The 26,753-nt window shown below is 58.6% G+C and carries 28 protein-coding genes; 12 read left to right on the top strand and 16 right to left on the bottom strand.

Features of this window, described 5'->3' with window-relative positions; all coding sequences use genetic code 11:
- Positions 1-33: 33 nt before the first annotated feature.
- Together dhaL and BSK43_RS29800 are read left to right on the top strand one after the other, a co-directional pair.
- A complete protein-coding gene (gene dhaL / locus BSK43_RS29795; protein ID WP_077467150.1) occupies positions 34-696 on the top strand; it encodes a dihydroxyacetone kinase subunit DhaL in 663 nt (220 codons plus the stop codon).
- Between the two features lie 125 nt (positions 697-821).
- Entirely contained in the window at positions 822-1,238 is a 417-nt protein-coding gene (locus BSK43_RS29800) for a hypothetical protein (protein WP_077467151.1), read from the top strand.
- 44 nt (positions 1,239-1,282) lie between these two features.
- Here BSK43_RS29800 and BSK43_RS29805 read toward each other — a convergent pair whose 3' ends face one another.
- Positions 1,283-2,266, bottom strand: a complete 984-nt coding sequence (locus BSK43_RS29805; protein ID WP_077467152.1) for an AraC family transcriptional regulator — start codon at positions 2,264-2,266, stop codon at positions 1,283-1,285.
- 389 nt (positions 2,267-2,655) lie between these two features.
- Here BSK43_RS29805 and BSK43_RS29810 point away from each other — a divergent pair, with 389 nt between their 5' ends.
- From BSK43_RS29810 to BSK43_RS29820, 3 genes are read left to right on the top strand one after another with little or no spacing between them, the layout of a single operon-like run.
- Positions 2,656-4,152 carry a sugar ABC transporter ATP-binding protein gene (locus BSK43_RS29810; RefSeq protein WP_077467153.1) on the top strand — a complete coding sequence of 499 codons (1,497 nt, stop codon included), beginning with the start codon at positions 2,656-2,658 and terminating at the stop codon, positions 4,150-4,152.
- A 16-nt stretch (positions 4,153-4,168) separates the two neighbouring features.
- A complete protein-coding gene (locus BSK43_RS29815; RefSeq protein WP_077467154.1) occupies positions 4,169-5,239 on the top strand; it encodes an ABC transporter permease in 1,071 nt (356 codons plus the stop codon).
- A gap of 39 nt (positions 5,240-5,278) precedes the next feature.
- Positions 5,279-6,373: a substrate-binding domain-containing protein gene (locus BSK43_RS29820; protein ID WP_077467155.1), complete on the top strand. Its 1,095-nt coding sequence runs from the start codon at positions 5,279-5,281 to the stop codon at positions 6,371-6,373.
- A 64-nt stretch (positions 6,374-6,437) separates the two neighbouring features.
- On the opposite strand, the gene BSK43_RS29825 is transcribed toward BSK43_RS29820, so the two are convergent.
- The 5 genes from BSK43_RS29825 to BSK43_RS29845 form a co-directional block, all read right to left on the bottom strand.
- Entirely contained in the window at positions 6,438-7,454 is a 1,017-nt protein-coding gene (locus tag BSK43_RS29825) for a LacI family DNA-binding transcriptional regulator (RefSeq protein WP_077467156.1), read from the bottom strand.
- A 135-nt stretch (positions 7,455-7,589) separates the two neighbouring features.
- Positions 7,590-7,922, bottom strand: coding sequence for a hypothetical protein (locus BSK43_RS29830; protein WP_068392306.1), 333 nt, complete (start codon positions 7,920-7,922; stop codon positions 7,590-7,592).
- Positions 7,919-8,806, bottom strand: a complete 888-nt coding sequence (locus BSK43_RS29835; RefSeq protein ID WP_077467157.1) for an NAD(P)-dependent oxidoreductase — start codon at positions 8,804-8,806, stop codon at positions 7,919-7,921. The genes BSK43_RS29830 and BSK43_RS29835 overlap by 4 nt, the downstream gene beginning before the upstream one ends.
- 2 nt (positions 8,807-8,808) lie before the next feature.
- Complete coding sequence (locus BSK43_RS29840; RefSeq protein WP_077467647.1) at positions 8,809-9,339, bottom strand: gluconokinase; 531 nt, start codon at positions 9,337-9,339, stop codon at positions 8,809-8,811.
- Positions 9,314-10,072 carry an SDR family oxidoreductase gene (locus tag BSK43_RS29845; RefSeq protein ID WP_077467158.1) on the bottom strand — a complete coding sequence of 253 codons (759 nt, stop codon included), beginning with the start codon at positions 10,070-10,072 and terminating at the stop codon, positions 9,314-9,316. The genes BSK43_RS29840 and BSK43_RS29845 overlap by 26 nt, the downstream gene beginning before the upstream one ends.
- 86 nt (positions 10,073-10,158) lie before the next feature.
- Between BSK43_RS29845 and BSK43_RS29850 the strand changes: the two genes are divergently transcribed.
- Positions 10,159-11,106 carry a 2-hydroxyacid dehydrogenase gene (locus BSK43_RS29850; RefSeq protein ID WP_077467159.1) on the top strand — a complete coding sequence of 316 codons (948 nt, stop codon included), beginning with the start codon at positions 10,159-10,161 and terminating at the stop codon, positions 11,104-11,106.
- Between the two features lie 10 nt (positions 11,107-11,116).
- The gene (locus BSK43_RS29855) at positions 11,117-12,148 is read left to right on the top strand and encodes an L-idonate 5-dehydrogenase (protein WP_077467160.1); all 1,032 of its coding nucleotides are present in this window, start codon (positions 11,117-11,119) and stop codon (positions 12,146-12,148) included.
- A gap of 59 nt (positions 12,149-12,207) precedes the next feature.
- On the opposite strand, the gene BSK43_RS29860 is transcribed toward BSK43_RS29855, so the two are convergent.
- Positions 12,208-12,627 carry a heme-binding protein gene (locus BSK43_RS29860; protein WP_077467161.1) on the bottom strand — a complete coding sequence of 140 codons (420 nt, stop codon included), beginning with the start codon at positions 12,625-12,627 and terminating at the stop codon, positions 12,208-12,210.
- A gap of 90 nt (positions 12,628-12,717) precedes the next feature.
- Here BSK43_RS29860 and BSK43_RS29865 point away from each other — a divergent pair, with 90 nt between their 5' ends.
- On the top strand, positions 12,718-13,608 hold the full coding sequence (locus BSK43_RS29865) for an SMP-30/gluconolactonase/LRE family protein (RefSeq protein WP_077467162.1): 891 nt from the start codon (positions 12,718-12,720) through the stop codon (positions 13,606-13,608).
- A gap of 73 nt (positions 13,609-13,681) precedes the next feature.
- On the opposite strand, the gene BSK43_RS29870 is transcribed toward BSK43_RS29865, so the two are convergent.
- Positions 13,682-13,897, bottom strand: coding sequence for a hypothetical protein (locus BSK43_RS29870; protein WP_077467163.1), 216 nt, complete (start codon positions 13,895-13,897; stop codon positions 13,682-13,684).
- Positions 13,898-14,233: 336 nt separating this feature from the next.
- On the opposite strand from BSK43_RS29870, the gene BSK43_RS29875 reads away from it, so the two are divergent.
- Complete coding sequence (locus BSK43_RS29875; RefSeq protein ID WP_068392279.1) at positions 14,234-14,581, top strand: metalloregulator ArsR/SmtB family transcription factor; 348 nt, start codon at positions 14,234-14,236, stop codon at positions 14,579-14,581.
- Between the two features lie 106 nt (positions 14,582-14,687).
- On the opposite strand, the gene BSK43_RS29880 is transcribed toward BSK43_RS29875, so the two are convergent.
- The 7 genes from BSK43_RS29880 to BSK43_RS29910 all read right to left on the bottom strand — a co-directional run bounded on the left by BSK43_RS29880 (position 14,688) and on the right by BSK43_RS29910 (position 20,875).
- A complete protein-coding gene (locus BSK43_RS29880) occupies positions 14,688-15,347 on the bottom strand; it encodes a DUF3313 domain-containing protein (protein WP_077467164.1) in 660 nt (219 codons plus the stop codon).
- Positions 15,348-15,516: 169 nt separating this feature from the next.
- On the bottom strand, positions 15,517-16,881 hold the full coding sequence (locus BSK43_RS29885; protein WP_077467165.1) for an ATP-binding protein: 1,365 nt from the start codon (positions 16,879-16,881) through the stop codon (positions 15,517-15,519).
- Positions 16,878-17,600, bottom strand: coding sequence for a response regulator transcription factor (locus BSK43_RS29890; RefSeq protein ID WP_077467166.1), 723 nt, complete (start codon positions 17,598-17,600; stop codon positions 16,878-16,880). The genes BSK43_RS29885 and BSK43_RS29890 overlap by 4 nt, the downstream gene beginning before the upstream one ends.
- A gap of 205 nt (positions 17,601-17,805) precedes the next feature.
- Positions 17,806-18,534: a 7-carboxy-7-deazaguanine synthase QueE gene (gene queE / locus BSK43_RS29895; RefSeq protein WP_077467167.1), complete on the bottom strand. Its 729-nt coding sequence runs from the start codon at positions 18,532-18,534 to the stop codon at positions 17,806-17,808.
- Positions 18,531-18,887: a 6-carboxytetrahydropterin synthase QueD gene (gene queD / locus BSK43_RS29900; protein WP_077467168.1), complete on the bottom strand. Its 357-nt coding sequence runs from the start codon at positions 18,885-18,887 to the stop codon at positions 18,531-18,533. Before queD ends, queE begins: the two co-directional genes overlap by 4 nt.
- Positions 18,887-19,597 (bottom strand): 7-cyano-7-deazaguanine synthase QueC, encoded by a 711-nt coding sequence (gene queC, locus BSK43_RS29905; RefSeq protein ID WP_077467169.1) that lies wholly within the window; start codon positions 19,595-19,597, stop codon positions 18,887-18,889. Before queC ends, queD begins: the two co-directional genes overlap by 1 nt.
- Before the next feature lie 171 nt (positions 19,598-19,768).
- Complete coding sequence (locus BSK43_RS29910; protein ID WP_077467170.1) at positions 19,769-20,875, bottom strand: aldo/keto reductase; 1,107 nt, start codon at positions 20,873-20,875, stop codon at positions 19,769-19,771.
- 135 nt (positions 20,876-21,010) lie between these two features.
- Between BSK43_RS29910 and BSK43_RS29915 the strand changes: the two genes are divergently transcribed.
- Positions 21,011-21,922, top strand: coding sequence for a LysR family transcriptional regulator (locus BSK43_RS29915; protein WP_077467171.1), 912 nt, complete (start codon positions 21,011-21,013; stop codon positions 21,920-21,922).
- 258 nt (positions 21,923-22,180) lie between these two features.
- Entirely contained in the window at positions 22,181-22,588 is a 408-nt protein-coding gene (locus BSK43_RS29920) for a helix-turn-helix domain-containing protein (RefSeq protein ID WP_077467172.1), read from the top strand.
- Between the two features lie 78 nt (positions 22,589-22,666).
- On the opposite strand, the gene BSK43_RS29925 is transcribed toward BSK43_RS29920, so the two are convergent.
- Positions 22,667-23,956: a pilus assembly protein TadG-related protein gene (locus BSK43_RS29925; protein WP_281406673.1), complete on the bottom strand. Its 1,290-nt coding sequence runs from the start codon at positions 23,954-23,956 to the stop codon at positions 22,667-22,669.
- Between the two features lie 496 nt (positions 23,957-24,452).
- Here BSK43_RS29925 and BSK43_RS29930 point away from each other — a divergent pair, with 496 nt between their 5' ends.
- Entirely contained in the window at positions 24,453-26,531 is a 2,079-nt protein-coding gene (locus BSK43_RS29930; protein WP_136687348.1) for a bifunctional diguanylate cyclase/phosphodiesterase, read from the top strand.
- Positions 26,532-26,753: the final 222 nt, after the last annotated feature.

Here is a 26,753-nt window from a genome sequence, read left to right on the forward strand (position 1 = left end):
GCGTCCGAGACTGCTGGGACCGGGAGGAAGACGATGTCGGAACAAGCCGCACGATGCCTTGGCAATATGTTTCAGCGCATATCCATCGCGATCAATGCCGAGAAGGATCACCTTTCGGAGCTGGATGGCGCGATCGGTGATGCCGACCACGGGATCACCATGTCGCTGGGCTTTATGGCGGTGAATGCTGAGCTGGCAAAACTCGATGCCAGCCAGGCCCTACCCTCCGAAATTTTCGCCGTTGCGGCCTCGGCCTTTCTGGATGCCGTCGGCGCTTCGACCGGACCTCTCTATGCCACCGCCTTCCGCAAGGCTTCGCAAGCGATGAAATCCGATGAATCGCTCTCACCGACCTGCCAGGCAATGATCATCGACGAAATGAGGGCCGGCATTCAACAACGTGGCAAGGGACAGCGCGGCGACAAGACCATGCTGGATGCCTGGATCCCCGCTGCGGAAGCCGCCAGCGATGCCCTATCGCGCTCGCTTGACGTCGCTCCCATGTGGAAAGCCATTCTGGATGCAGCCGAAACCGGCGCAAATTCGACAAGCTCCATGGTCGCTGCCCGTGGCAGGGCAGCCCGCCTCGGCGAACGATCCCTCGGGCACATCGATCCGGGAGCGGCATCGGCGGTGATCATATTGCGCGCCATGCGGGATACGTTTGTTGACGCTGGAGCGGGTGTGCGTCCGTGACCGTAGAAAAATCACAGGTCAAAATCTGCTATTTATGAGCGTTGTCTGAGATAGACATATTCCCGGCAGGATAGTATCTCTTTCGCCGCAATGGTTTGACCGCCCCCAATCAACCAAGAGGCTATATGATGACGCTTACAAGAGTAGGTTTTGCGTTCGCGCTTGCAGTTCTTTCGGCTTCTCCGGCGCTGGCAGATGCCTGTGCGGATCACTATGAGAGCAGCGGCGTTCCGTTGGTCACAGCCATTACCTACAAAACCTGGATGGTTTTCCCATCAGTCAATCCCAATGCCGCCTTCGACAAGGTTTCCCGCGCCGTTCTGGCCGAGGGTTTTGTCGACGTAAATGCGGAGAAGAAGCTCGGCACCTTGACTGCTCAGCAGGAAACCAGCGGATCCGGACGGCCACAGACCTTGCGTGTCGTTGTCCGCAAAAATGGCAAGGGCAGCCGCATCGACGCACTTTTCATGGTGCAGGCAGGACAAGTCGCCCCAGGTGTCAGCAAGAACCTTTGCCGGATCGCCAACGCGGCCGGCGAATAAACGCACCCCGACGCTCTCGATCGAATCGCAAGGATAAACCGAGCCTATCTCTGTCCCCGGCGTAGCCTTACCGTATCAGAAGGCATCTCACCGAAGGACAGGTGATAGAGGGCTGCGAAACGCCCCATATGGGAGAACCCCCAATCGCGCGCGACTTCGGCGACCGATCTCGAACATCCGGGATCGGTCAAGCTGTTCCGCACGCCCTTCAGACGGATCGTGCGCAGATAGTTCAGAGGCGTCGTTTCCTTGAATTGCTGAAATACCGCCTGCAGCGTCCGCACACTCACGCCGGCTTCCCGCGCAATATCCGCGATACCGATGTTCGATCCAGGGTTGGCATGCATATAATCAACGGCCCGTTTGAGGGTTTTGGGGACCGCGGGTGACGCCGGCCTGAGCAATCGCATCGAATAATTGTTAGGAACTACCTCAAGCAACGCGATCATCATTGCCTGCAAAAGCCGCTCGCTGAAAAGCGAGGAGGACCGCTCGGCATCGTCTGCCGTCAAGCTCTCCCAGATGAGACGGCCAAGGCTTGCAATCTGGAGGCCCTCTGCGACCGATAGGTCGATTGTGCCGGTAAACTCCAGCCCGTCGACCACGGGTGCGTCCAGCAATTCGCTCAATTGCCGGGTCACCATGGATTTCTCGAACGCAATGCCGATGTGGCTGCGCTGCTCATGCAATATGAGCCTCTCGAAAGACGACATGTTTCCCATCAGGCCCCTGCCCGGCTCGGACTCCAATCTCTTGCCGCCGATGTCAACGGCCATCTTTCCCGAGGATGGAAGGTAAAGCACATAGGCATCAGGGCCGCCGGACAATGTAACCCTCATCCCCGAACGGCATTTCCCATTCCAGACGCTGAAGTCGCCCAGGGTGTAATGGCGGTCTTCCACGGATACGAGCGCACCCGGATGCAGGGGTTCCACCACCGCCGGAAACAGGGTCCTTTCGTAGTGCGCCGTCATCTCTTCGGCTTCCGCACCCTCTATCTCGAAGACCGATTGAGTAACGTACCTCAAATACTATCCTCTTGTGGAATCCGACCTGGTTTCTGAGGCATTTCTTAAGTTATGATAAAATAATATTTCTGTTAAAAATACAGATATGTCGCTAGTTTAGCGGATTTATGGCCGAGATGCACGAGATGAAATAAATACACTCATGCGTCCAAGCAGTACACTTGCATTGGTATTACGAATTAAATTTACTCAATACCAACTTCTGCGACCAGACATCTGATCGAGTCCGGAATTTATTTAAACTATAAAGAAATCCATGGTTGTCTTTGCATGAAAAATTTCTCGCCAAAAACGGAAACCCGCTATTTGGATGATGCCATCATCGCGGCACTTGACGAGATGTTATCGATAACATAGCCTCTTCCCATCGAAGCTTTGGGAGGAGCCAAATGGACGACAGGAAGCTGCTCGAGTTTTGCGACATCACCAAGGAATTTGGTGGCACGCGCGCATTGGCGAACGTTTCGCTTGATTTGAAGCAGGGAGAAATTCTCGCGCTTCTCGGCGAGAACGGTGCTGGCAAATCGACTTTGATCAAGACATTGGCGGGCATCTACAAGCCGGACGGCGGCGAGATCCTGTTTCGCGGCAAGCCTTATCAGCACCGTCCGCCGCAACCCAATCAACGCCAGCCGGTCGCCTTCATTCATCAGGACCTCGGCCTGATCGAATGGATGACGGTGGGCGAAAACGTTGGTCTTGCGCAGGGTTACTCCCTGCGCGCCCGGTTGATCGACTGGCGGGCGACCGAACGACGAACTGCGGAAGCGCTGAAGCTCGTCGGCTGCGACTTCGATCCCTCGACCCGCGTCCAGGAATTGACCCGAACGGAAAAATCGCTGGTAGCGATCGCTCGCGCGCTCGCTGTCGAGGCGGACGTGCTGGTTCTCGACGAGCCCACGGCCAGCCTGCCGGCCGATGAAGTCGAGAAACTGTTCGCAGCCATTCGCCCGCTCAAGGAGCGCGGCGTGGCGATGATCTATGTTTCTCACCGGCTCGATGAGATCTTTCGCATCGCCGATCGTGTTGCTGTGCTGCGCGACGGGCAGTTGGTGGGGCAGAAGCCGGTTTCGGAGACCACATCCGATGAATTGATCCGCATGATCGTCGGACGCAAGGCCGATCAGCTGTTCGTCAAAGCGGAGCGCACGGTCGGCCCCGCTATTGTCTCCGTCCAGGATCTGTCTTGCCGTGGCGCCGGGCCGGTGTCCTTCGATATCAGGGAGGGCGAGCTTCTCGGCCTCGTCGGTCTGCGCGGCGCCGGCCAGGAGCTGATCGGACGAGCGCTGTTCGGCTGCGAGCCATCGAACGGTACAGTGCGCCTCAACGATGCCGAGCCCGATCTTTCGAGCCCGGTCGCCGCCATGGCGTCCGGCATCGGCCTGATTGCTCGGGACCGCACCGAGGAATCCGTCGCCATGTCGCTCAGCCTGCGTGAAAATACCTTTCTGAACCCGGGCGCTTCCGGCCGCAGTCTGTTCTCGTTCCTGTCGCCGCGCCGCGAAGCCGAGCAGGCCTATTCGCTCGGCAGTCAGGTCGGCCTCAGGCCCAACGACCAGAGCCTTGCCATCGAAGCTCTGTCGGGCGGCAACCAGCAGAAAGTCGTCGTGGGACGATGGCTGGCAACCGGCCGGAAGCTGCTGATCGCCGAGGACCCGACCGCCGGCGTCGATGTTGGCGCCAAGGCCGATATCTACCGGCTGATTGCCGAGGCGGTCGAAGGCGGTCTGGCCGTCCTCGTTGTATCAACCGATTTCGAGGAAATCGCCCATATCTGCCATCGTGCCCTTGTGTTCTCGCGCGGCCGGATCGTGCGCGAATTGAGTGGTACGGATCTCACAACGCCGGCGGTCATCGCCGCCGCATCTGCATCCGAAGCGGCCTGAACCGGAGAGGAAACCCATGCAATCGATCGAATCCAATGCGCTCGAGCCCACTCGCTCCGAGCTGTCTGCCATGAGCTTCGGACAGAAAATCCAGCGCCTCCTGCCGGTCTACGGCCTCGTCATCCTGACGGCTCTGCTGATCCTGTTGTTTTCCATTATGCTGCCGCAGACCTTCCCGACGATGCTCAATCTGCGCTCGATCGTGTCAGACAAGACCATCATCGCCATCCTGTCGCTGGCAGCGATGATCCCGATGGCGGCAGGACGCATCGACCTGACCATCGGCTATGGCATCGTGCTCTGGCATGTCCTCGCAATCAGCCTGCAGACGATGTTCGGCCTGCCCTGGCCCATCGCCGTGCTGATCGTCATCCTGCTCGGTGCCTTCACCGGATTTCTGAACGGCCTTCTGGTTGAGATCGCCAAGATCGACAGCTTCATCGCCACGCTCGGCACCGGCACCGTTCTCTACGCGATAGCGCTCTGGCACACCGGAGGCCGGCAGGTGGTCGGCATGCTGCCGCAGGGTTTCTATGCGCTGAACGGCACCATGGTCTTCGGCCTGCCGATCACCGGCATCTACGTTCTGGCGCTTGCCTTCGTGATGTGGATCGTCCTCGAATATCTGCCGATCGGCCGTTACATCTATGCCATCGGCGCCAACCCGAAGGCCGCTGCCTTGAACGGTATCCCCGTCCGTCGCTTCGTCATCGGCGCTTTCGTCACCTCAGGCACGCTTGCCGCCATCGCCGGCGTCCTGCTCGCCTCCAAGCTTCGCATCGGTCAGGCGAGCGTCGGGCTTGAATATCTTCTGCCGGCGCTGGTCGGCGCGTTCCTCGGCTCCACCACCATCAAGCCCGGCCGCGTCAACGTATGGGGCACGATGATCGGCGTCATCATCCTGGCGGTCGGCATTGCCGGCATCCAGCAATTCGGCGGCTCCTTCTATGTCGAGCCGCTGTTCAACGGCGTCACCCTGCTCGTTGCCATCGGCATCGCCGGCTATGCGCAACGACGCCGCAGCCACGCAGGGCGCATGGCCCCGGTGCAGGCGCCGCAATTGTCAGCCAAGCCGACGGAAAAGTGAAAATCATCTTAGTTTGAATGTCCAAAGGGAGAAGACAACATGAAACGCAGACAATTCCTGCACACTACGACCGCGGTGCTCGTATTATGCGCCAGCCAGGCCTATGCCGATCCGATGACGGATGCGAAAGCCGTCGTCGATAAATATGCGACGCCGGTCACCAAGTGGGACGGTCCGACGACCGGACCCAAGGCGCAGACGGGCAAGACGATCGTCGTTTTGGCCGGCGATCTCAAGAATGGCGGCATTCTCGGCGTCAGCAACGGCGTCGAGGAAGCGGCAAAGACGATCGGCTGGCAGGTGAAGGTGCTCGACGGTGCCGGCTCTATCGGTGGACGCACGGCCGCCTTCGGTCAGGCCATGGCACTGAAGCCGGACGGCATAATCATCGATGGCTTCGATGCGGTCGAGCAGGCGCCGGCACTGGAAGAGGCAAAAGCGGCCAAGATCCCGCTCGTTGCCTGGCATGCCGGCCCCACCATCGGCCCAGACGACAAGAACGGCCTTTTCGCCAATGTCAGCACGGATGCCATGGAAGTCTCCAAGGCTGCGGCCGATTGGGCCTTTGTCGATGCGAAGGGCAAGCCTGGCGTCATCATCTTTACCGACTCCACCTACGCGATCGCCATCGCCAAGGCCGACAGGATGAAGCAGGAGATCGAGCGTTTGGGCGGCAAGGTGCTCGAATATGTCGACACCCCGATTGCGGAGACTTCGCAGCGCATGCCGCAGCTGACGACCTCTCTTCTGCAGAAGTACGGTGACAGCTGGACGCATTCGCTCGCCATCAACGACCTCTATTTCGACTTCATGGGTCCCTCCCTCGCCTCCGCCGGCAAGGGTGGCACGGACGCGCCGATCAACGTTGCCGCTGGCGACGGCTCGCAATCGGCCTATGAGCGCATCCGCGCCGGTCGATATCAGAAGGTAACCGTTGCCGAGCCCCTCAATCTCCAGGGCTGGCAGCTCGTCGATGAGCTCAATCGTGCTTTCTCCGGCGAGAAGTGGTCCGGATACCTCTCACCGTTGCATGTGGTAACATCGGACAACATTCAGTCCGACGGCGGCCCGAACAACAGCTTCGATCCGGACAACGGTTACCGGAACGAGTACAAAAAGCTCTGGACCAAGTGATCCGAGCTTGAAACGAAAATGGCGCGGTCTCGGATCGCGCCATTTTACAAAGGAGAGTCAGTCGCTATCGCCGGCTGCTTTCACGCACGATCAGCTGCGGCGAAATGCCGACATCGCCGGCCGGCTGGATATCGTCCAATATATCGAGGATCAATTGTGCAGTCCGCACGCCTATTTCCCGGGCAAAAACATTGATCGTCGTCAGCGTCGGCACACAGACCTCGCCGATCTCATAATTACCGAAGCCGCCGATGAAAAACCGCTCCGGCACGGGAACGCCGAGGCGGCGGCATTCCGTGAGCGCGCCATAAGCGGCAAGATCCGAGACGCAAACGACGGCTTCGGTATCTGGATAGAGATCGATCAGCTTCGCCATGGCATTGGCGCCTTCGCGCATCGAAATCGGCGGTGAGCCGGCAGCGATCAACCTGGTCGCATCCAGCCCATGCGCCTGCATCGCCGCGACAAAACCAAGTCGGCGTTCGCTGCCGCGTGAATCCCTTGCGACATCGCCCCCGATAAAGGCAATGCGGCGACAGCCGAGAGATACGAAGTGATCCACCATGTCGCGCATGACAGCCCTGTTGGAGAACCCGACATAATGGCCGATGGGATCGGCGGGGATGTCCCATGTCTCGATCACCGGGATCGCCACCGTCTGCAAAAGCCGGCGCGCGCGCTCGGTATGAGTCCCGCCGGTTACGACGATCGCCTGCGGTTTGCGGCGCAAAAGCTGCTCGATCAGCCGCTCCTCTTCATCGATATCGTAGTTCGTGTAGCCGAGCAGGATCTGCATATCCCGCTTGGCGAGCGTATCGGAGAGACCACCGACCGTATCGGCAAAATTGGCGTTGTTGATGGAGGGAATGGTGACAGCGACAAAGCCGGATTTTTGCGAGCGCAGATTGGCAGCCGTGCTGTCGAAGACATAACCCAGCTCTTCCGCCGCCTTCAAAATGGCTTCTCGGGTCTCCGGGCTCACAAGGCTGTCGGCCTTGAAGGCGCGCGACACAGTCATCGGCGAAACGCCCAGGACGCGGGCTATGTCTGCCATAGTGGGTGTTTTGCGATCGTTACTCATCAATGGCCTATGTTATCGTTACCATAAGAGTAGTATGCCTCATCCCTGAATGGCAAGAGCTGCCCTCCATGCATCTCTCTATATGAGCACGGAGCCTCACGGCTCCGTGTCGAGAAGAAATGGGAGGAAGACCGCTCAGAGCTCGAACTCATGAGCGAGAGTGACATGATGATGGATCCGCCCCTCGAAAAAGCGCGAGAGTACGGCTTCCGTCGCCGCCCGGGCCTCGGTGCGGACGGGACTGGCGAGAGCCGTCTCAACTGCCGCCATATCCGGATAATTGACGGCCAGAATCATCGGAAATTCCGGGGCGCCTTCATCGCGCGCTTCGCCAAATGTCACACGCACATCGAGCGCGCCTGGAAACTGTTTCCATTTCGGCAGGATCGTCTCCATGACAGCGGTGCGAAAGGCCTCGGCCTCCCCATCCCTGACCTTGCCTTCGAATAGTGCATAGCGGGTAATCATCCGGCGATCTCCTTGTTCGGACCCTTGAAGAATTCCATCAATGCCGCCTGATCCTCGCCGCCGAGGCCGGCGGCCGTCAGCATGCGATGGATCTCGGCGCAGGCAGCCGTCAGCGGCATGGCCGTATTGGTGCGCCGGGCAAGATCCTGGGCGCCGTTCAGATCCTTGACCATGTTGTCGATCCGGCCGGTACGCCGATAATCCTTGGTGACATAACGCGGCATATATTCCTGAAGGATGGCGCTATCGGCCCGCCCTCCCTTCAGTGCCTGCGGAATCTTTGCCGCATCGACCCCCGCATCGAGCGCCAGTTGCGTCGCTTCGGCGACCGCAAGGAAATTCAATGCGCAGAGAACCTGGTTGATGAGCTTTGTCGTCTGGCCTGCGCCGACAGGCCCCATGTGGGTGTAGTTCGAAGCGACATGCTGCAACACCTGATGCGCGTCCGCGACATCCTGCTCGTTACCGCCAGCCATCAGCGTCAGCTGCCCGATCAGCGCCTTTGGCGCGCCGCCCGAAAGCGGACTGTCCACCCAGCGCAATCCCTTTTCCGCGGCGTCCGCCGCCAGTGCCTTGGTCGCATCGGGATCGATCGACGACATGTCGATGATCAAGGTGCCCGGCTTTGCCCCCTCAGCAACACCACGCGGGCCGAAAACCGCCGCACGGACGATCCCGGGAGAATTCAGGCTCAGGATGACGAAATCCGATGCCGCGGCGGCCGCGGCGGCTGTGTCGGCAGCACTCGCCCCCTTGCCGGTGAGCGCTGCCACCTTTTCCCTATCGAGATCGAAAACCGTCAAGCTGTTGCCGGTCTCCACCAAACGGGTGCCGATGGCTCCGCCCATCGCGCCGGCGCCGATCAGCGCCACTCTGTTGCTCATGATTATTTCTCCTCCAATGCGGCGATGATCGCAGCCACGATCGCATCCAGCGGCTGGTCGATATCGACGGTAATTGCCCACTCGTCGGAACCGGGTGGTTCAAGCGCTGCAAACTGACTGTCCAGCAGTGCCGGTGGCATGAAATGATCCTGCCGCGCCTCCATACGTCGCAAGATGATCTCTTTTGTGCCGGCAAGATGAATGAAGAAAACCGGCGCGCCGACCGCTGCGCGGATCCGATCGCGATAGACGCGCTTCAATGCCGAACATCCGATCAACGCGGTATCGTCTGCCAGTGCCAGACACGCACCAACCTTATCGAGCCAGGGCCAGCGATCGCCATCGGTCAATGGGATGCCGACGCGCATCTTGGCGACGTTAGCGGCCGGGTGCAAATCGTCGCCGTCGACATAGATGCCGGCAAGATGGGCGGCCAGTATCGCGCCGACTGAAGACTTGCCACAGCCGCTGACGCCCATGACGACGAAACGGTGTGATGGCCGTTCGTCAGAGCGAGGCAGTAATGCCACCATCGACATAAAGGACATGTCCGTTGACAAAGGAGGATGCATCGGATGCAAGAAAGATGCAGGCGCCGACGAGTTCTTCGACCTGCCCCCAGCGGCCGGCCGGCGTGCGCTTTTCCAGCCACGCCGAGAAATCGGCGTCAGCGACAAGCGCCGCATTCAATGGCGTATCGAAATAACCGGGCGCGATGGCATTGCATTGCAGCCCATGCTTCGCCCAATCCGTCGCCATGCCCTTGGTGAGATTGCCGACGGCACCCTTGGTCGCGGTATAGGGAGCGATCGAGGGACGCGCCAGCGCCGTCTGCACGCTGGCAATGTTGATGATCTTGCCGGCCTTTCGCTTGATCATGTGCCGTGCCACCGCCTGCCCGACATTGAAGACGCTCGATACGTTCGTGCGCAGCAACCGTTCGAAGGCATCGGCGGGAAAATCCTCCAGCGGCGTGCGGAACTGCATGCCGGCATTGTTCACCAGAATATCGATCGCGCCCGTATCCGCCTCGAAAGCGTCGACGGCGCGGCGCACGGCCTCATGATCCGTGGCGTCGAATGGCAGGATATGGGCCTTGCCTTCGAAACCTTCAGCCGCCTTGGCAAGCTTCTCCTCGTCGCGACCATTGAGCACCAGTTCGGCACCGGCGGCCGCCAGTCCCCTTGCGAGCGCAAGCCCGATGCCTTGCGATGAACCCGTAACAAGGGCGAGCCGCCCTTTCAGATCGAAGAGGCCAAGAGACACCGTTTCCTCCGTTTTTTATCTCGACAAGCACTGTTGGTCTTGTTTATGTTATCGATAACATTCGATGTCAAGGGAAGATGCGAAAGATGAGCAAGCCATCAGTCCTGCAGGTCGGGCCCTATCCGCAATGGGATCAGGAACCGCTCGATGCAGCATTTCAGGTCCATCGTTACTTCGAGGCCATCGACAAGGCCAAAATGCTAGCCGAAATCGGGCCGTCGATCAAAGCAATCGCCACGCGCGGCGAGCTCGGCGCAAACCGCGCCATGATCGAGGCCTGCCCCAATCTGGAGCTCATTTCGGTCTATGGCGTTGGCTTCGATGCCGTGGATCTGCAGGCTTGCCGCGAGCGCGGCATCCGGGTGACGAATACCCCCGACGTGCTCACCAATGACGTCGCCGACCTTGGAATCGCGATGATGCTCTGCCAGTCACGCGGCATGCTCGGCGCCGAAACCTGGGTGCGTGACGGCAGCTGGGCTGAAAAAGGTCTCTACCCCCTCAAGCGCCGCGTCTGGGGGCGGCGTGCCGGCGTGCTCGGCCTTGGCCGCATCGGTTTCGAAGTTGCTAAGCGCTTGAAGGGCTTCGATATGCAGATTGCTTACTCCGATGTCGAGGCAAAATCCTTTGCATCCGACATGACCTTCGTGGCCGATCCAATTGAATTAGCAAAGCAATCGGACTTCCTGTTCGTGACACTCGCAGCATCGGCTGTGACTCGCCACATCGTCGGGCGGCAGGTGATTGAGGCGCTCGGTCGGGAAGGCATGTTGATCAACATTTCCCGCGCATCAAACATCGATGAGGAAGCGCTGCTGGAGGCGCTGGAAGCCGGCAAACTCGGATCAGCTGCGCTCGATGTCTTCGAAGGCGAGCCGAAGCTCAATCCGCGCTTCCTGGCGCTCGACAACGTGCTGCTTCAGCCGCATCATGCCTCCGGCACCATTGAGACACGCAAGGCCATGGGTCAGCTCGTCCGCGACAATCTCACCGCCCATTTCGCCGGGCAGGCATTGCCGACACCCGTTCTTTGAGGAGAAAGACATGAAGGCCATCGTCGCTCACGCCGCCAAGGATCTGCGGATCGAGGATTATCCGGAGGAAGAGCCGGGTACGGGAGAAGTCAAGCTGAAGCTTGCCACCGGTGGGGTCTGCGGCAGCGACCTGCATTACTACCATCACGGCGGCTTCGGCGCCGTGCGCTTGAAGGAGCCGATGATCCTGGGCCACGAGGTCAGCGCGACCGTGATTGCGCTCGGGTCCGGCGTTCAAGGCCTCGAGATCGGCCAACTCGTCGCCGTTTCCCCTTCGCGCCCTTGCGGAGCGTGCCGCTACTGTCTGCAGGGATTGCCCAACCAATGCCTAAACATGCGCTTTTATGGCAGCGCCATGCCCTTCCCGCATATTCAAGGCGCGTTTCGCGAGACGCTCGTCGCCGATGCCATTCAATGCGTGCCGGCTGATGGCCTGACGCCCGGCGAAGCTGCCATGGCTGAACCGCTGGCCGTTACGCTGCATGCGACCAGACGCGCCGGCGAGATGCTCGGCAAGCGCGTTCTGGTCACGGGGTGCGGCCCGATCGGCGTCCTGTCGATCCTCGCCGCACGCCGCGCCGGCGCGGCTGAGATCGTTGCCACCGACCTTTCGGATTTCACCCTGTCACTCGCCAAGGAAGCGGGAGCCGACAGGATCATCAATACCAGGGACGATCCTGAAGCGCTTGCCGCCTACTCAGCGGACAAGGGCACTTTCGACGTGCTCTATGAATGCTCGGGCGCTGCCGCCGCTCTTGTCGGCGGCATTGCGGCGCTCAGACCGCGCGGCATCATCGTGCAGCTCGGCATCGGCGGCGACATGAGCCTGCCGATGCTTGCAATCACTGCCAAGGAGCTGGAGTTGCGCGGGTCCTTCCGCTTCCATGAGGAGTTTGCGGTCGGTGTTGACCTGATGCGCAAGCGTCTCATCGACGTGCGCCCACTCATCACCCATTCGGTGCCGCTCGCCGATGCGATCAGCGCGTTCGAGATCGCCTCGGACCGCAGCAAGGCCATGAAGGCGCAGATCGTTTTTGCCTGATCTGCAAGGAATAGCATGAGATCCGTCTGGGAAAGGCGGATCTCATATAACGGATTTAACTATTCGAGATCAGCGCCGATCGCCTTAAGGGCAGCAAGTGCCACCTGTTCGTCCTGTTCGCCGGAGCCTGATCCAACCCCGATACCGCCCAAGAGCACACCGGCAATACGGATGGGCAAGCCGCCGCGCAAACCCGTCATCTCGCCATGCGTGGCGATCGCCAGTGGCACCCTCGCATGTTCCGGCAGGGAATTGCTCGGCGCACCGATCGAGGCAGCCGTCTGCGCCTTGGCAAGCGCGCTTTTCAGCGACTGGAAGCGCGAGCCGCGCATGCGGAAAGAACCGAGCGTCACGCCGCTCTGATCGACGATGACGATGCATTGCGGCTGCCCCATCGCGTTGGCGGCCGAAATGGCCGATGTCAGCAACGTCATCACACCCTCGTCGCTCAAGACACTCGACGTCAGAATATGGCTCATGCACTATTCTCCCAGCTTGCGGACTCATTTGGATATGTTATCGATAACACATCGATCATGCGATGTAACATTATGGGAGGTATTGTCACAATGTCGTTCTTCGAGATCATGGATCCCGCTTTCGGGAAATTTGTCCTCGGCAACGCTCCCGTCAAGCAGATTGCCACGGGGTTCGACTGGGTCGAGGGACCGGTCTGGTTCGGGGATCTGAACTGCCTGCTCTTCTCCGACATTCCCAACAATCGTATCATGCGTTGGATACCTGGCATCGGTACCAGCATATTCCGCGAGCCATCGAACTTCTCGAACGGCCATACGCGCGACCGGCAGGGCCGCCTCGTCAGCTGCGAGCACGGCGGCAGGCGCGTGACGCGTACCGAATATGATGGATCGATCACCGTGATTGCCGATAGTTATCAGGGCAAGCGGCTGAATTCGCCGAATGACGTCATCGTCGCTTCCGACGGCGCCATCTGGTTCAGCGACCCTCACTACGGCATCGCCACCGATTATGAGGGTCACAGAAGTGAGCAGGAGCTGCCCTGCAATGTTTATCGTGTCGACCCATCCGGCACCATGCAGGCGGTGCTGACGGACTTCAATTGCCCGAATGGGCTCGCATTCAGCCCGGACGAAAAGAAACTCTATGTCGCCGATACCGGCCGCATGCATATCAGTGATCCCCAGCACATTCGCGTCTTCAATGTCGGCGAGAACTGGCGCCTGTCTGGCGGAGAGGTATTCCATGTGATTTCGCCGGGCTGTGCCGATGGCATGCGGCTCGATAGCGATGGCAATCTCTGGTCATCGGCGGCCGATGGTGTTCATTGTATCGCGCCTGACGGTCATTTGATGGGCAAGATCCTGGTGCCGGAGACGGTTTCCAACCTCTGCTTCGGAGGTCGTGGCAAACACAAGCTCTTCATGACCGCAACCACCAGTGTATACGCGATTTCGCTCAACCGGAGTGGCGCACTTTGACAACGAACCGGCCGATGAACCGTCGGCCGGTTTCTCCTTTATGGAGGTGCACTGGGAGATGGCAGCAACCAAACTAGCGCAAATCGATCTGAGTGTTGGTCCGCGTCGATGTCTTGGCGATCGACGCGCGGCCAGCCGACAAGGAGAGCCCTTGCGCGAGCTGTTGCCTGTGCGCAGCGTCCTGCAACAGATTTGCCATGCCGGCAACAGAGATGCGATCCGCCCGCATGACCTGCCGGATCAAGGGGTCTTTAAGAACTTGGGCGATCGTCAGGTCCCTATGGGTCATCGTTATCTCCTGTTCGTTACTAAGGAAGATAAGCGGTTTAATTTGCAGTGCGATGTCAAAAGCCGGACAAAAACAAGGCAGTTCGTTCGATTTTGTTACAGAATAATTGCAAAACGGCTGCTTCACATATTCACAAATCACAATACGACCCTACTTGTCGATTGACGAAGGGTTGATCAATGCCGATCTGCCTGAGTGGGAGGACTGGTTGCCCCGCGAGGAGCGCAGCATATTGCAAATAATTCCGAACATAATTTTGCAACTTTTGCGTTTTTTATCGCGTGACATCTGACCTTCGAAGGTCAACAGCTTTCGCTATAAACGACGGACCGCGTCATGTACTCAGATCAAACTACAGAAGACGAGCGTCTCACATATCACGCAGATCTTCTCAGCCAGCTTGCCAATCCGAAACGCCTGGAAGTTTGCATCTACTTGTCCGGGCACGAGGAAGACGTAAACAGCCTGGCTAAAAAGCTAGGAATATCTCAGTCTGCACTGAGCCAACATTTGACGCGACTTTATCATTCCGGAATTGTCAAAGTGCGCCGTCAGGCGCAGTTTAGATATTATACTTGCGACCATCCGGGCGTGCAGCAGATCCTGAAAACGTTGTCGGAAATCTTCGATGGCGACGTGAATCACACAACGAGCGAGGCCTCGGATCGTTCCGAGCAAGACTAATCCTGACGAGATTGAGCGCTCGTTGCGCGAGCGATCCAGGAAGCGTCAGGCTGTTGCCTCGCCATAGCAATCGTGGCGGCGAGGCAACGTAATGGACCGTGGCCGATTACTGGATCTCCGCGAGCAGAGCCTCGGCGCCTTTCCGAATGCCGACCTTCGAGGCTTCCAGCGATGAGAAGCTCGCGCCGATATTGAGCGCGTTCGGATATTGCTTGGTCACGTAAGCGAGCAGTAGGCGGTTAGTCGAGGCATCGTAGAGTTCCACTGCGTAATTGACGGAGCCCGTCATGGAGCCTTCGCGGCCGCGAGCCGACTGTACGGTGTTGTAGACCCCGCCCCCGACGTCGATATGCGTGAATGGGCCGAGCACCGGCGTTGTGGTCTTGGCGCCGGTCAGCGTCAAATGAAGCCGAAGTGTGCCGGGACCTGGAATAGTCGCGATTGCAAAGCGGGTTCTAAGCTTCTCGACAAATTGTTGCTGCATGTAGGCTGCAAGCAGCGACTTGTCCGCATCCGCGATCTTGACGAACTGACTGTCCGGACCGCCATAGACGGAAACTGGATCGACGATGATCTTGCTATAGGATCGCCAGTCGACGGGCCCTTTATATCGATAGGGTGTGCGACCTGTCTGATCCTGGGTGTTGGGTCGGAGTTGTGGCGCTGAGGCCAAGCCTGAATAGACGGTCGGGTCGGCTGTCGTGCAGCCGGCAACAGCCAAACAGAGGGCAATCAGCGTGCCGCTGGCGAAAGAGGGTCTGAGCAATGATTTGGCTCCTGGAGGAATGTGAATGGATTTTGCCAGGGCCAGCTCTATTGCTTCGCCGGATTGCGGTGTTTTCTTTAATGTGCGGAAATGTTCGCGGGTCTTGCATCCGCGCGCCAGCAAGCCGCCTGCCCGCAAGCATGGGGACTGATAGGCCCAAAGCGTTAGGCTACCTGCGTGATGCGCCGGCCAGCCTAACCTCGCTTTGCTCCCGCCCGGAGGGAAGATTGATTTCGACGATCAGGCCGTGGGGCTTGCGATCGCTCAATGTCATCCGTCCGCCATGTCCTTTCCGAACAATTCCTTCGGCGGTCGGCAGGCCGAGGCCGAAACCACCGCCTGTACCCGTCGTGCGGGCCTTGTCGACCTTGAAAAACGGCTCCAGCGCGCGCGCCTTTAGTTCGTCGCTCAAGCCCGGCCCGTTGTCACTGACCCTGATCAGCACACCACCTTCAGCCGCGCTCTGCAATTCGATCTCAATGTGATTTGCGTAGCGCGAGGCGTTTTCGACCAGATTGTTCACTGCCCGTGTGATGGATTCCGGCCTGCATATACAGGTGAGCCGCCGAGGCCCGCTGAAGCTCACATCAATGCCCGTCTCGGAAAAATCGGTCGCGATCGTCTGGAGCAGGCTTGAGATATCGACCTTGCGGGATGGCACGCTGTGATAGGCATTCGTCAGGAATGCCAGGCTTTCGTCGATCATATTGCCGAGAGTGGTGATGTCGGCGAGCATCTGACGCTGCAGATCTGGCTGTGCGCAATGCTCGGCCCGCATCCGCAGCCTGGTCAACGGCGTCCTCAGATCATGGCTGATCGAGCTCAGCATTCGAGTCCGGCTGTCGACCATCTCCAGGATGCGGCTGCGCATGATGTTCAGCGAGGTGGCAAGACTCCTGATCTCCGCGGCGCCTTCGGTAGCGAAAGGTTTCTCCAGATTGTCGTCCATGCTCGCCTCCTCGGCGGCAGCCGCGAAGCGGGCAACTGGGTGGGTGATCAGCCGGCTGCTGAAATAGGCCAAAAGCGCAAGCGGAATGACGATCTTCAAAACCCCGCTCGCCACGGCCGGCAAAAGCCAGAGATAAGGCGAAAAGACCGGCATGTGAAAGACGAGTGCGCGCGTGGCATCCACTTTCAGCAGGAGCACATGGGATTGCGACGCGCCGGCAAGCAGCCACTCGATAGTTTGGAAAAAGCCACCCTCAAGCAAAGCACGCACGCGTATTAGGATATCGCCCGGTTTATCCGCACTATCTGCGTCCCGTACTTGTTCGGGAGATGCCTTTTCCACCTGAATGCCCAGAGTCGCTGCAGACGAGAGAACCGCTGCTTCCTCTTCCTCCGTGCGAGTGCGCCGGAACTGGTCCATGACCAACTCGATCCTGCCGGCGAGCAAGCCAATCTGGATGCCCTTGTCATGGCGACCGTAGATATACGGCTCGGAGAGCGTGGCAACGACGGAAACGAGGACTGTCAACAGCGTCGCAAGTACGAGGATCTGCGTGCGTATGGAGGCTGTACGAAAGTTGATCATGCCAGCCGCTCCACCTTGGATGCAAAGAGATAGCCGCCGAGCCGCACCGTCTTGATGAAGGACGGCTCCTTGAGATTTGGCTCGATCTTCTGGCGCACGCGGCTGATATGGGCATCGATGCTGCGCTCCACCGGCCCGGCCGAACCGGCATGCGTCATCGACAGAAGCTGCTCGCGCGTCAATATCCGGTTGGGATTGCGGCAGAAAGCGAGAAGCAGATCGAACTCGGCTGTTGTCATGGAAACTTCCGCGCCGTCGGAATCGAATAGCTGCCGGCTCTTGGGGTCGATGCGCCAACCGGAAAAGGACATGGGCATAAGGCTGTCATCCGGTTGCTGAGCATAGGAAGCTCTTCGCAGAATGCTTTTAATACGAGCCATTAACTCCCTGGAATTGAAAGGCTTCGTCACATAGTCGTCCGCGCCGAGTTCGAGGCCCAGAATCCGATCGATGTCTTCTTGTAGAGCTGTCAGCATGAGGATCGGAATGGTTTTATCCGCACGCAGACGCCGGCAGATGCTGAAGCCGTCTTCTCCGGGCAGCATAGCATCGAGCACGATGAGATCGAAACTTTGCCGCACCAGCATACGATCCATTTCCGCACCGTTCGGCGCGGAAACAGCCCTGAAGCCATTGCTGCGCACGAGTTCGACCAGCATCCCCGCTATATCGGCATCGTCCTCGACGATGAGAATATGAGATTGATCTGTTGTCGCCATGTCGCGCTCGCTGCTTTCGCTGGTATGCCGGATACGCGAACCATCGCGCGCAAAACTATCTCACCGGACCGCGCATCTGTCACGCACGCGCCTGCGATGCCGCTCCGGGGAGGAATAGCAGGCGCTTCATGTAGCTGTATTCGAAAATATTGAGTTATGTTGCGACCGTCGCGACATCAAGCTGGCAATAAGGCTCGGTTCACGCTCAGACGCCGCGTCTGTTACCCCAGATGAGCACATGCAGCTGCGGGAGAACCCGCGCCTCGAACCATCTGTCATCACAAACCTTGTCCACCAGCCAGCGCATCCGGTCCATGACACCCTCTATGTCGACAACCGCATCCTCTTCATCCGGCGGCGGCGGTGTATGGTTGCCGGGCTGCAGATAGAGCGGCAGATGCGGATAGCGGGAAGCGGCTTCCTGTGCATAAGCATAGTCCGCGTCATCGAACACAACGATCTTCAGCGCGATCTGCGGTCCATTCTCAGCCATGCGCAGACAGTCGTCGAAAGCGGCCCAATCCGTCACCATGCCGCTCGATGGCGGCTTCGGGCTCAAGACCAGCGTATCGAGCTCGGCAAACCACTCTTTAGCGACACTTCCCTGCGTTTCCAACGCGAAGCGATAGCCTTCGGCATGACCATGCGCGATCAATGGGCCAAGCGGCTGGATTGCCGGATTGCCGCCCGAAAGCGATATCGTCAGCGGCTTGCCACCGGAAAGGCGCGTCACCTCTTGCCAGATTTCGTCAACCGACATCGGCCGCCATTGGTCGCGGTATTCGCTATCGACCGCATGCAGCGTATCGCACCACGAACAGCGGTAGTCGCAGCCGCCGGTGCGCACAAAAACCGTCGGAAGGCCAATCAGGATGCCCTCGCCCTGGATCGTCGGCCCGAATATCTCGCTGACGCGAATGCGCGACGCGCTCATGGCCGATATTCCGCCCAGGTTTTTGGCGTCTCGCTGACACGCACTGCGGAGGTCTCCGGCAGTCGAACCTTGCACCAGTCGTAGAAATGCTTGGCCAGATACTCCGACGTGATGCGATCATGGCCGAGGACATCGTTGAGATGGCGATGGTCGAATTCATCGTCGATATAGCGCTTCAGCGGCTGAAGCTCGTGATAATCGCGCACGAAGCCGTTGGCATCCAGTTCACCGGCCGAAAGCTCCACAACGACGATATAATTATGCCCATGCAGCCGCGCGCACTGGTGATCGTCGGGCAAATGCGAGAGCTGATGCGACGCAGAGAAGTGAAATTCCTTGGTAATACGGAACATCACTTCACCTCTTCAGCTGAAAAGCCTGATGTCGCCGACACCCAGAAATCCGGATCTTCGTAGTCGGTCGGATCCGCGATGCCCGCGAGATGAAAGGCCTCGCGCCGTTCGACGCAGGTGCCGCAGCGCCCGCAATGACGCTCGCCGCCTTTGTAGCAGGACCAGGTTTCGGCAAAGGGCGTCTGATGTCGCGCGCCATCTGTGACGATATCGGCCTTCGAGACGGTCACGAAAGGCGCATAGAGCGAGACGCTGGCATAGCCGTCCAGCGCATGGTTCTGCATCTGCTGGAACGCATCGATGAAACCGGGCCGACAATCCGGATAGATGAAATGATCGCCGCCATGAACCGCAACGGCGACCGCATCCGCCTTCTGCGCAGCCGCGAGCCCGAAGGCGATCGCGAGCATGATGGCGTTGCGGTTCGGGACCACGGTCGTCTTCATGCTCTCTTCGGCATAGTGGCCGTCCGGCACGTCAATGTCGTCGGTGAGAGCCGATCCGGTCAAGTGTTTGCCGATGGCCGTGATGTCGATGATCTCATGCGGCACGCCGAGGCGTTTTGCGCAGGCCGCGGCGAATTCTACTTCCTTGCGATGCCGTTGACCATAGTCGAAGGAGACGAGGCCGATAAGCTGATGTTCGGCTGCGACCTTATGGGCGAGCGAAACAGAGTCCAGTCCGCCGGAGCAGACGACGATAGTCTTCATAATTCAGGATCCCTTGTTTTGACCGGGTGGGCTGCGACCGGATTTTATGGCTCCCTGAAGCCACGGCGGGCTCAGTAGCAGCAGAAGTCGGAGGAAACAAGGCACCCCTGCATTATGACGGGTTTTGCGCCGGCATTGCTACCGACGCAAACCAATTCCCTACACGCAACGTCAGCTAACGCCCGCAAACTTCCCCGAAATATTCAGATCCGGATAGTAACCGACCGGCTTGTCGCCGACCGTTTGGCCGCCGGTCATCGCTCCCTGGATTTCCGATCCAAAGAAGGAATAGGGGAAGGTTGGCTGCAGGGCACTGACGTCATCGAGCCGTTGACGCAACTCCGCCGGGATCTGGAAGTCCAAGGCGCCGAGATTGTCTTTCAGCTGCTCGAGCTTGGTGGCGCCGATGATGATCGAGGCCAGGCCCGGCTGGGTCATCGCCCAGTTGACCGCCACCTGGGCCATGCTGCGGCCAAGCTCGGCCGACACCTTTTCCAGCTCCGCAACGATAGCCCAGTTGCGCTCGTTGAACTTCTGAAAGCCGGGATTTGTGGTGCCGCGCACTGTTTCAAGCCGGCCATCCGTCTGTTGCGTAGCGCTTGGACGATATTTGCCGCTCAAAAGACCGCTCGCCAGCGGGCTCCACGCCATTATGCCGGCTCCATAGCGTGTGCCGAAGGGTACGAACTCGTTTTCGATATTGCGCTCGGCCAGCGAATATTCCAGCTGCAGAGCCGATATCGGCTCGTAGCCGCGGTATTCGGCGACAGCCTGGGCTCGGCTGGCGTACCAGGCCGGCACGTCGGATAGACCGACATGAAGCACTTTTCCCGCGCGGACAAGATCGTCGAAGGTACGCATCACCTCTTCCGGCGGGGTCAGGCGGTCCCAGCAATGCATCAGATAGAGATCGATATGGTCGGTGTTCAGCCGCTTCAGCGAGGCTTCGACGGCCCGCAATATGTTCTTGCGACCATTGCCGGCTGCGTTGGGTGTTTGAGCCGAGAGGTTCATGGTGAACTTCGTCGAGATCACGGCGTCGTCGCGCAGTCCCCGTTCGGCAATGAACTCGCCAAGCCAAGTTTCCGATGTTCCGCCGGTATAGGCATCGGCCGTATCGAAGAAATTGCCGCCGGCATCGACATAGGCGTTGAAGATGGCGCGAGCCGCTTCCTTGTCCGATCCCCAACCCCATTCGGTGCCGAAGGTCATGGTGCCGAGTGCAAGCCGTGTCACCTTCAGGCCGCTATTGCCGAGTGTATAGAATTCCATGCTCATGGATGTACTCCTCGTTGGGTGCCCGGACTCACCGGTTCTTTTAGAGTCGGGCGATTTGATGGAGGCAAGTTCGCTGGTTTCCGGCCCTTCGATAAGGTAGTTTAATTTGCATGTATTATGCGATATTGCTCAGCAATGGATCGCGATCTGCTGACACATCTGCCCGTCATTGTCGCCGTAGCTCGCCGCGGTGGTTTCGCGGCCGCCGCCAATGAACTCGGCATGAGCGCGTCTGCGGTCAGCCACGCCGTCCGGCTGGTAGAGGAACGGCTCGGCCAGCCGCTCTTTGCCCGCACGACGCGCAGCGTGGCGCTGACCGAGGCGGGCCGGAACCTCATTGCCACGGTGGCACCGGCCTTGCAGGACATTCACGAGCGGATGGAACGCATCCGCGCGGTCAAGGGAAGGCCGAGCGGCCTACTGCGCATCAACGCCTCCCGCATCAGCCTGCCGCTTGCGCTCACGCGCCTGGTCGCAGCCATGAGCGAGCGCTATCCCGAAGTGGAAGTCGAGATCTTTTCCGACGAGAGGCTGACCGATATCGTCGCGGAAGGCTTCGATGCAGGCATACGGATCGGCGAGATGATCGATCAGGATATGGTTGCCGTCCGCCTCACCCCACCTTTCCGGTCGATCGTCGTCGCCTCACCCGGCTATGTCGGGCGTTTCGGCCGCCCCATGACGCTCGGCGAGCTCTCCAACCACAATTGCATCGGCTATCGCCTCATCCGTTCCGGTGGCCTCTATCAATGGGAATTCGTCGAAGACGGGCAGGATGTGGCGGTCACGGTTCGAGGCCAGGCGATCGTCACGGAGTCACATTCGGCAATCGAGCTGGCCTTGGCCGGTGTCGGGCTCGCCTATGTCTTCGAACCCCTGGTGCAGGCGGATATCGCAGCGGGCCGATTGATCGAACTCCTGGGCGATCACGCTGTCACGGAAGCAGGCCTCTTTCTCTATTTCCCCCGTCGCGCAGAGCTCGCACCGAAACTCAGAGCCTTCATCGATACCGTCCGGCAGATCGCTCGCGAATCGGTCGCCGGCTAGGTCAGGACGTCACCAAGCGGGCACTTACCCACCACCTATCCCCTTCGGAAAAGTTCAGATAGCGCGACCATTGTCCCGAATGCGCATGAAACGAACGGGCGGGATGGCCAGGCGCATCGATTGACATTGCGGATTCATGTCAGGCCCGGCAGTCCTTAGTAGCGGGCCCAGCTGACATGATGTCTAGGGGCCTCGCTATCACCGCTCATCGACGCCTCATGGCTCGATGGGCGGCTCTATCGTCTGAAAGAGGGGTCAGTGCGAGATATTTCCAACAATAAATCACCGAGTCCGATCGATGTCGAAGTCGGCAGGCGCATCCGCCTGCAGCGGCACGCATTGGGAATTAGTCAATCAACGCTTGCAAAGGGGTTGAATGTGACATTCCAGCAGGTTCAGAAATACGAAAGGGGCACCAACCGCGTCGGCGCAAGCCGCCTGCAGCGCGTTGCCGAATGTCTGGGCGTGCCGATTTCGCATTTTTTCGACAGGCCGAGCGACCAATCCATTATTTCCACGGATCAGACGATCAGCGCGGGAAATGATCTGGTTTGTTTCTTGTCTTCCGAAGAAGGCACCGAACTCAACCGCGCCTTTGCTAACATCAAGGATGCCAAGACGCGGCAGAAGATCGTGGGCTTGGTCAAGTCGCTGGCCGCAATTTAGAGCGCTGCCGATGTTTTCGCTGCGGGATCGGGCGGGAGCCCGTGATGACGAACGCGATCTCCTCTGAAGAGCGCGTGGTTAGCCTGTGAGCCGTGGCGTGCGAATAACTTTCAGGAACAGCGCATTCATCGCGTCGTTAATCCCCTGCGTCGGGCTGACTTCGAAATAAAGCCCTGGCGATGCGCAGTTTTGCAGATCGGTACCGATCTGCGATTGGAACGGCGCGATCCAGGTGTTGTACCAGGCGTTCTGCGGCAGCGGCAGATAGGTCGTGTAGAGAATAGCGATCTTGATATTCTGATTCTTCAGCGGCTGACAGAAGGATATATCGAGCGGCTCCTGGCAGCGACCGCCCGTCGTCGGCTTGGTGCATGTGTTCGGCTTCGCGCTGTCACCCACGCCATCAGTCACGAAGAACAGCACCTTCGCCCGGTCCGCGCTGGTGGTTCCGCCACCACCGGTGCCGATGATCGGTTTGATCTGCGTCAGCACCGTATCGAAGCTTGTATCCTGGTCACTATTATAATTCTGACTGGGAGTGGTCATCAGGTCGACGGTGCTCGTCGATGCCTTGACCTGCGTCATATCCGACGAAAGTGCTGATACATCGGTCAAACCCGCCGCTTCGGCCTTGGTTCCGAACGTGTAGACAGCCATCCGATACTGGTCGGGTGTTTGGCGGTTTGTCGTCGCAGTATCTGTCAGCGATTGTGTCGCCTGCCGTACGACATCGATGCGCATATTAATTTTGAGGCTCTTCGCCAAGTTGTAGTAGTTGTTTGTCGTATCCAGATTGTGGCAGGCAAAGGCGCAGGTGTCAGTTGTATGCGTCTGCAGCATAGTAATATCGTCCGCCGTCGCGCCGACGCCCATGGACGGCGTATTGTCCAACAGCATGTAGAAATCAATGAAGCTTGCCGTCTGATATTGAGCCGAAGCCGTACCGCTGACCGGGATCGAGGTTTTCCCCAGGACCTGCATCAGGGTCGTTGGCACGGTGGCAGAGAAATTGACGCTGGACGATACGACGTTCGCAGCTCGCGTCACCGCGATATTCACGTTGACAGGCATGTTCTGCAGATCGCTCGATGCCTGGCCGAAGAATAGCTTGTTAGCGTCATCCTGACCAACGGTTACTGTCCCGTCATTGGTCATGGCCATAGCGGCCGCAACGGCAGGCGAAGATGTCGCGATGGCGCCCACTGCTGCTGCATCGGCTGCGCTATAAAGCTCGCTTCTGACCACAAGGGCATTGGTAACATCGATGGCGAGACCGGCAGCCGCAATCAGGGGGACGGCAAGCAATACCGTCATCGTCGCAAAATTGCCTGACCTGTCGGCGGCCAATTTTCGCGAAATCTTATATATGGAATGAAAGGCTTTAGCGCCGACCTTCAATACCTTCACCAGCAAACTCTCTATAGTAGAAATTGCAAGAACAAATGTTGCATATATTGATTGCAGTAGTATTTTAAGATATACTCACAAATATTATCGGTTATAAATATTGATATTCAGATAATGACTATGATTCTATTTTAGATTTCATGAATTTAATGAATATTTACCTAGAAACGAAAATATACTTTTATAGCCGCAGAATTATTCGGCGAAAACAAAGTCACAGGCTAGATCAACGCTAATTGACGCTGGCAATTGATCTTTCCGCGAAAAAGGCAGCGCGCTCGCGGCTAAGTAGCGACCAGAAAATCGGCGCGGAGCTTCGTTTTCGCGCTATTTTGAACGAGGCGTCTTTACCCGATTTTCAGTGTTTACCCGTGAAAGCACTGAGCCATTGATCCAGGCTGGCGGCCGCGATATTGCAATGCCATAGAGCTTGGTGACCAAATTCGGGATTCTCTGCGTGCGCGTCCTTTCATGCATCGTTACAGAACATAATCTGTGGCTCGTTCTTCTTGCGGCATTTGTCTGCGTCAGCGGCGGATGGATAACGCTCAATCTGTTGCGACGAGCCGAGAATACGCATGGCGTTCAGCGCGGCGGCTGGATCTTCCTCACCGGGGTAGCCGCCGGGTCATCGATCTGGTGCACGCACTTTGTCGCCATGCTGGCCTATGAAGTCGGTGCGCCCGTTGCTTTCGATCCGATCCTTACGATGGCTTCCTTTCTGCTGGCGATAGCCGGATGTGCCGCGGGCTTTGCAGTCACGCTATCGCGCCTGCCGCGATTGGCGCCGGAATTGGGCGGAGCCCTGGTCGGGATCGCCGTTGCGGGCATGCATTACACCGGCATGATGGCTTATCACGTCGACGGCATCGTCGAGTGGGACATGGGCTACGTCATCGCCTCGGTCATATTGTCGGTAGCATTCGCCGCGTTCGCCCTCAATCAGGCAATCCGTCGGCCCTGGCGCTTCGCGTCACAGGCCGCACTCATCTTTTTCGTCTTTGCCGTGGTCCTGCTTCATTTCACTGCAATGACGGCAGTCTCGGTCACGCCGCTGGCAACCGGCGCCGGGATTATCGATACCTATGCGTTGAAAGCCATGGCGGTCGCGGTTGCTGGCGGCGGATTGCTTATCATTGGCACGGGCGTTGCCAGCTATATGATCGACGAGCGCGCCTCGCGCGAATCCATCGAGAAACTCCAGCACATGGCGTTGAATGACCTGCTGACGGGCCTGCCCAACCGCGGCAGCTTCAGCGACTACCTCGATAACGAAATCGGCCATGCCAAAGAAGACGGGCTCAAGCTCGCGGTCATAGGCATAGACCTTGATCGCTTTAAGGAAATCAACGACCTGCGCGGCCATAAGGCAGGCGATCAGGCGTTGAAGGCGATCGGGCGTCGGCTTCTGCGTCTGGTCAAGGATGGCGAGTTTGTTGCGCGTGTCGGCGGTGATGAATTCGCGGCAGCCAAGCGGTTCCAGACCCAGAGCGAACTACTGGATTTCGTGGCTCGACTGGAAAAGACTCTGTTCGAACCCATCCGCATCGACGACTTCGAAACAGCGACCGGCGCCAGCATAGGCGTCGCCGTCTATCCCGATGATGGCACCGACCAGGAACGCCTCATCAGCAATGCCGATCTCGCAATGTATCGCGCCAAAGCCGATGTCGGCCGTGCCGTCTGCTTTTATGAATCCAAGATGGACGAGGCTGCGCGTGCGCGCCACACGCTTGCACAGGATCTGCGTCGTGCCGTTGAATTGGATCAGCTCGACCTGCACTATCAGGTGCAGACCTCCGTGCGCACAGGAAACATCTGCGGCTACGAGGTTCTGCTTCGCTGGCACCATCCGGAACGAGGCGCGGTGCCCCCTTCGGAATTTATTCCCATCGCCGAGGAAAGCGGTACGATCCTCATCATCGGCGAATGGGTGTTGCGGACGGCATGCCGAGAGGCAGCCTCCTGGGACAAGCCATACAAGATCGCCGTCAATCTCTCGCCCGTACAATTTGCTCACGCGGATCTCGCCAAGCTTGTCCATTCGATCCTGCTGGAAACCGGCCTTTCACCGGACAGGCTCGAGCTGGAAATTACCGAGTCGACAATCATCGCCGACAAGACGCGGACACTGCATGTGCTGCGACAGATCAGGGCGCTTGGCGTGACGATTGCCATCGACGATTTCGGAACGGGCTATTCCTCGCTCGACACGCTGCGCTCGTTTCCCTTCGACAAGATCAAGCTCGATCGCTCCTTCATGAGCGAGGTCGACAACAGCATTCAGGCAAAGGCGATCGTCCGTGCCGTCTTGACCCTTGGCAAGAGCCTCGAAATTCCAGTTCTGGCAGAGGGCGTGGAAACCAACCATCAGCTGGAAATCCTCCGCGTCGAGGGCTGCGACGAGGCACAAGGTTTCTTTTTGGGAAGACCCCAGCCCATCGGACAGATCTTTCAAACGGAAGAGATGGCAAGCGAAGATCAAGCTTCCCCATTTTCCGGTCGTGTTCCGCCACATCGCATGCGCCGCCGCTGAAACCGGTCACACGCTGAAGATGCTCGCCTTGGCGAGCATGTCTTTGTCATCTCATCATCAATTGCTTGGCGCAACTCGCCGCGATCAGTGGCGATTGCAACTTTTGCTGAGCCTATCCGCTGCGCGAGGCCGTGGCCATTATGCGCACCAATGTTGCGTCGCAGCCAAAGATATCAGGTCAATTTAATAAATATTTACCCGCAGGAATGCTTGGCTCCCGGG

This window comes from Rhizobium sp. P44RR-XXIV, assembly GCF_001999485.2.
In the GTDB taxonomy this organism is placed as follows: Bacteria; Pseudomonadota; Alphaproteobacteria; order Rhizobiales; family Rhizobiaceae; genus Rhizobium.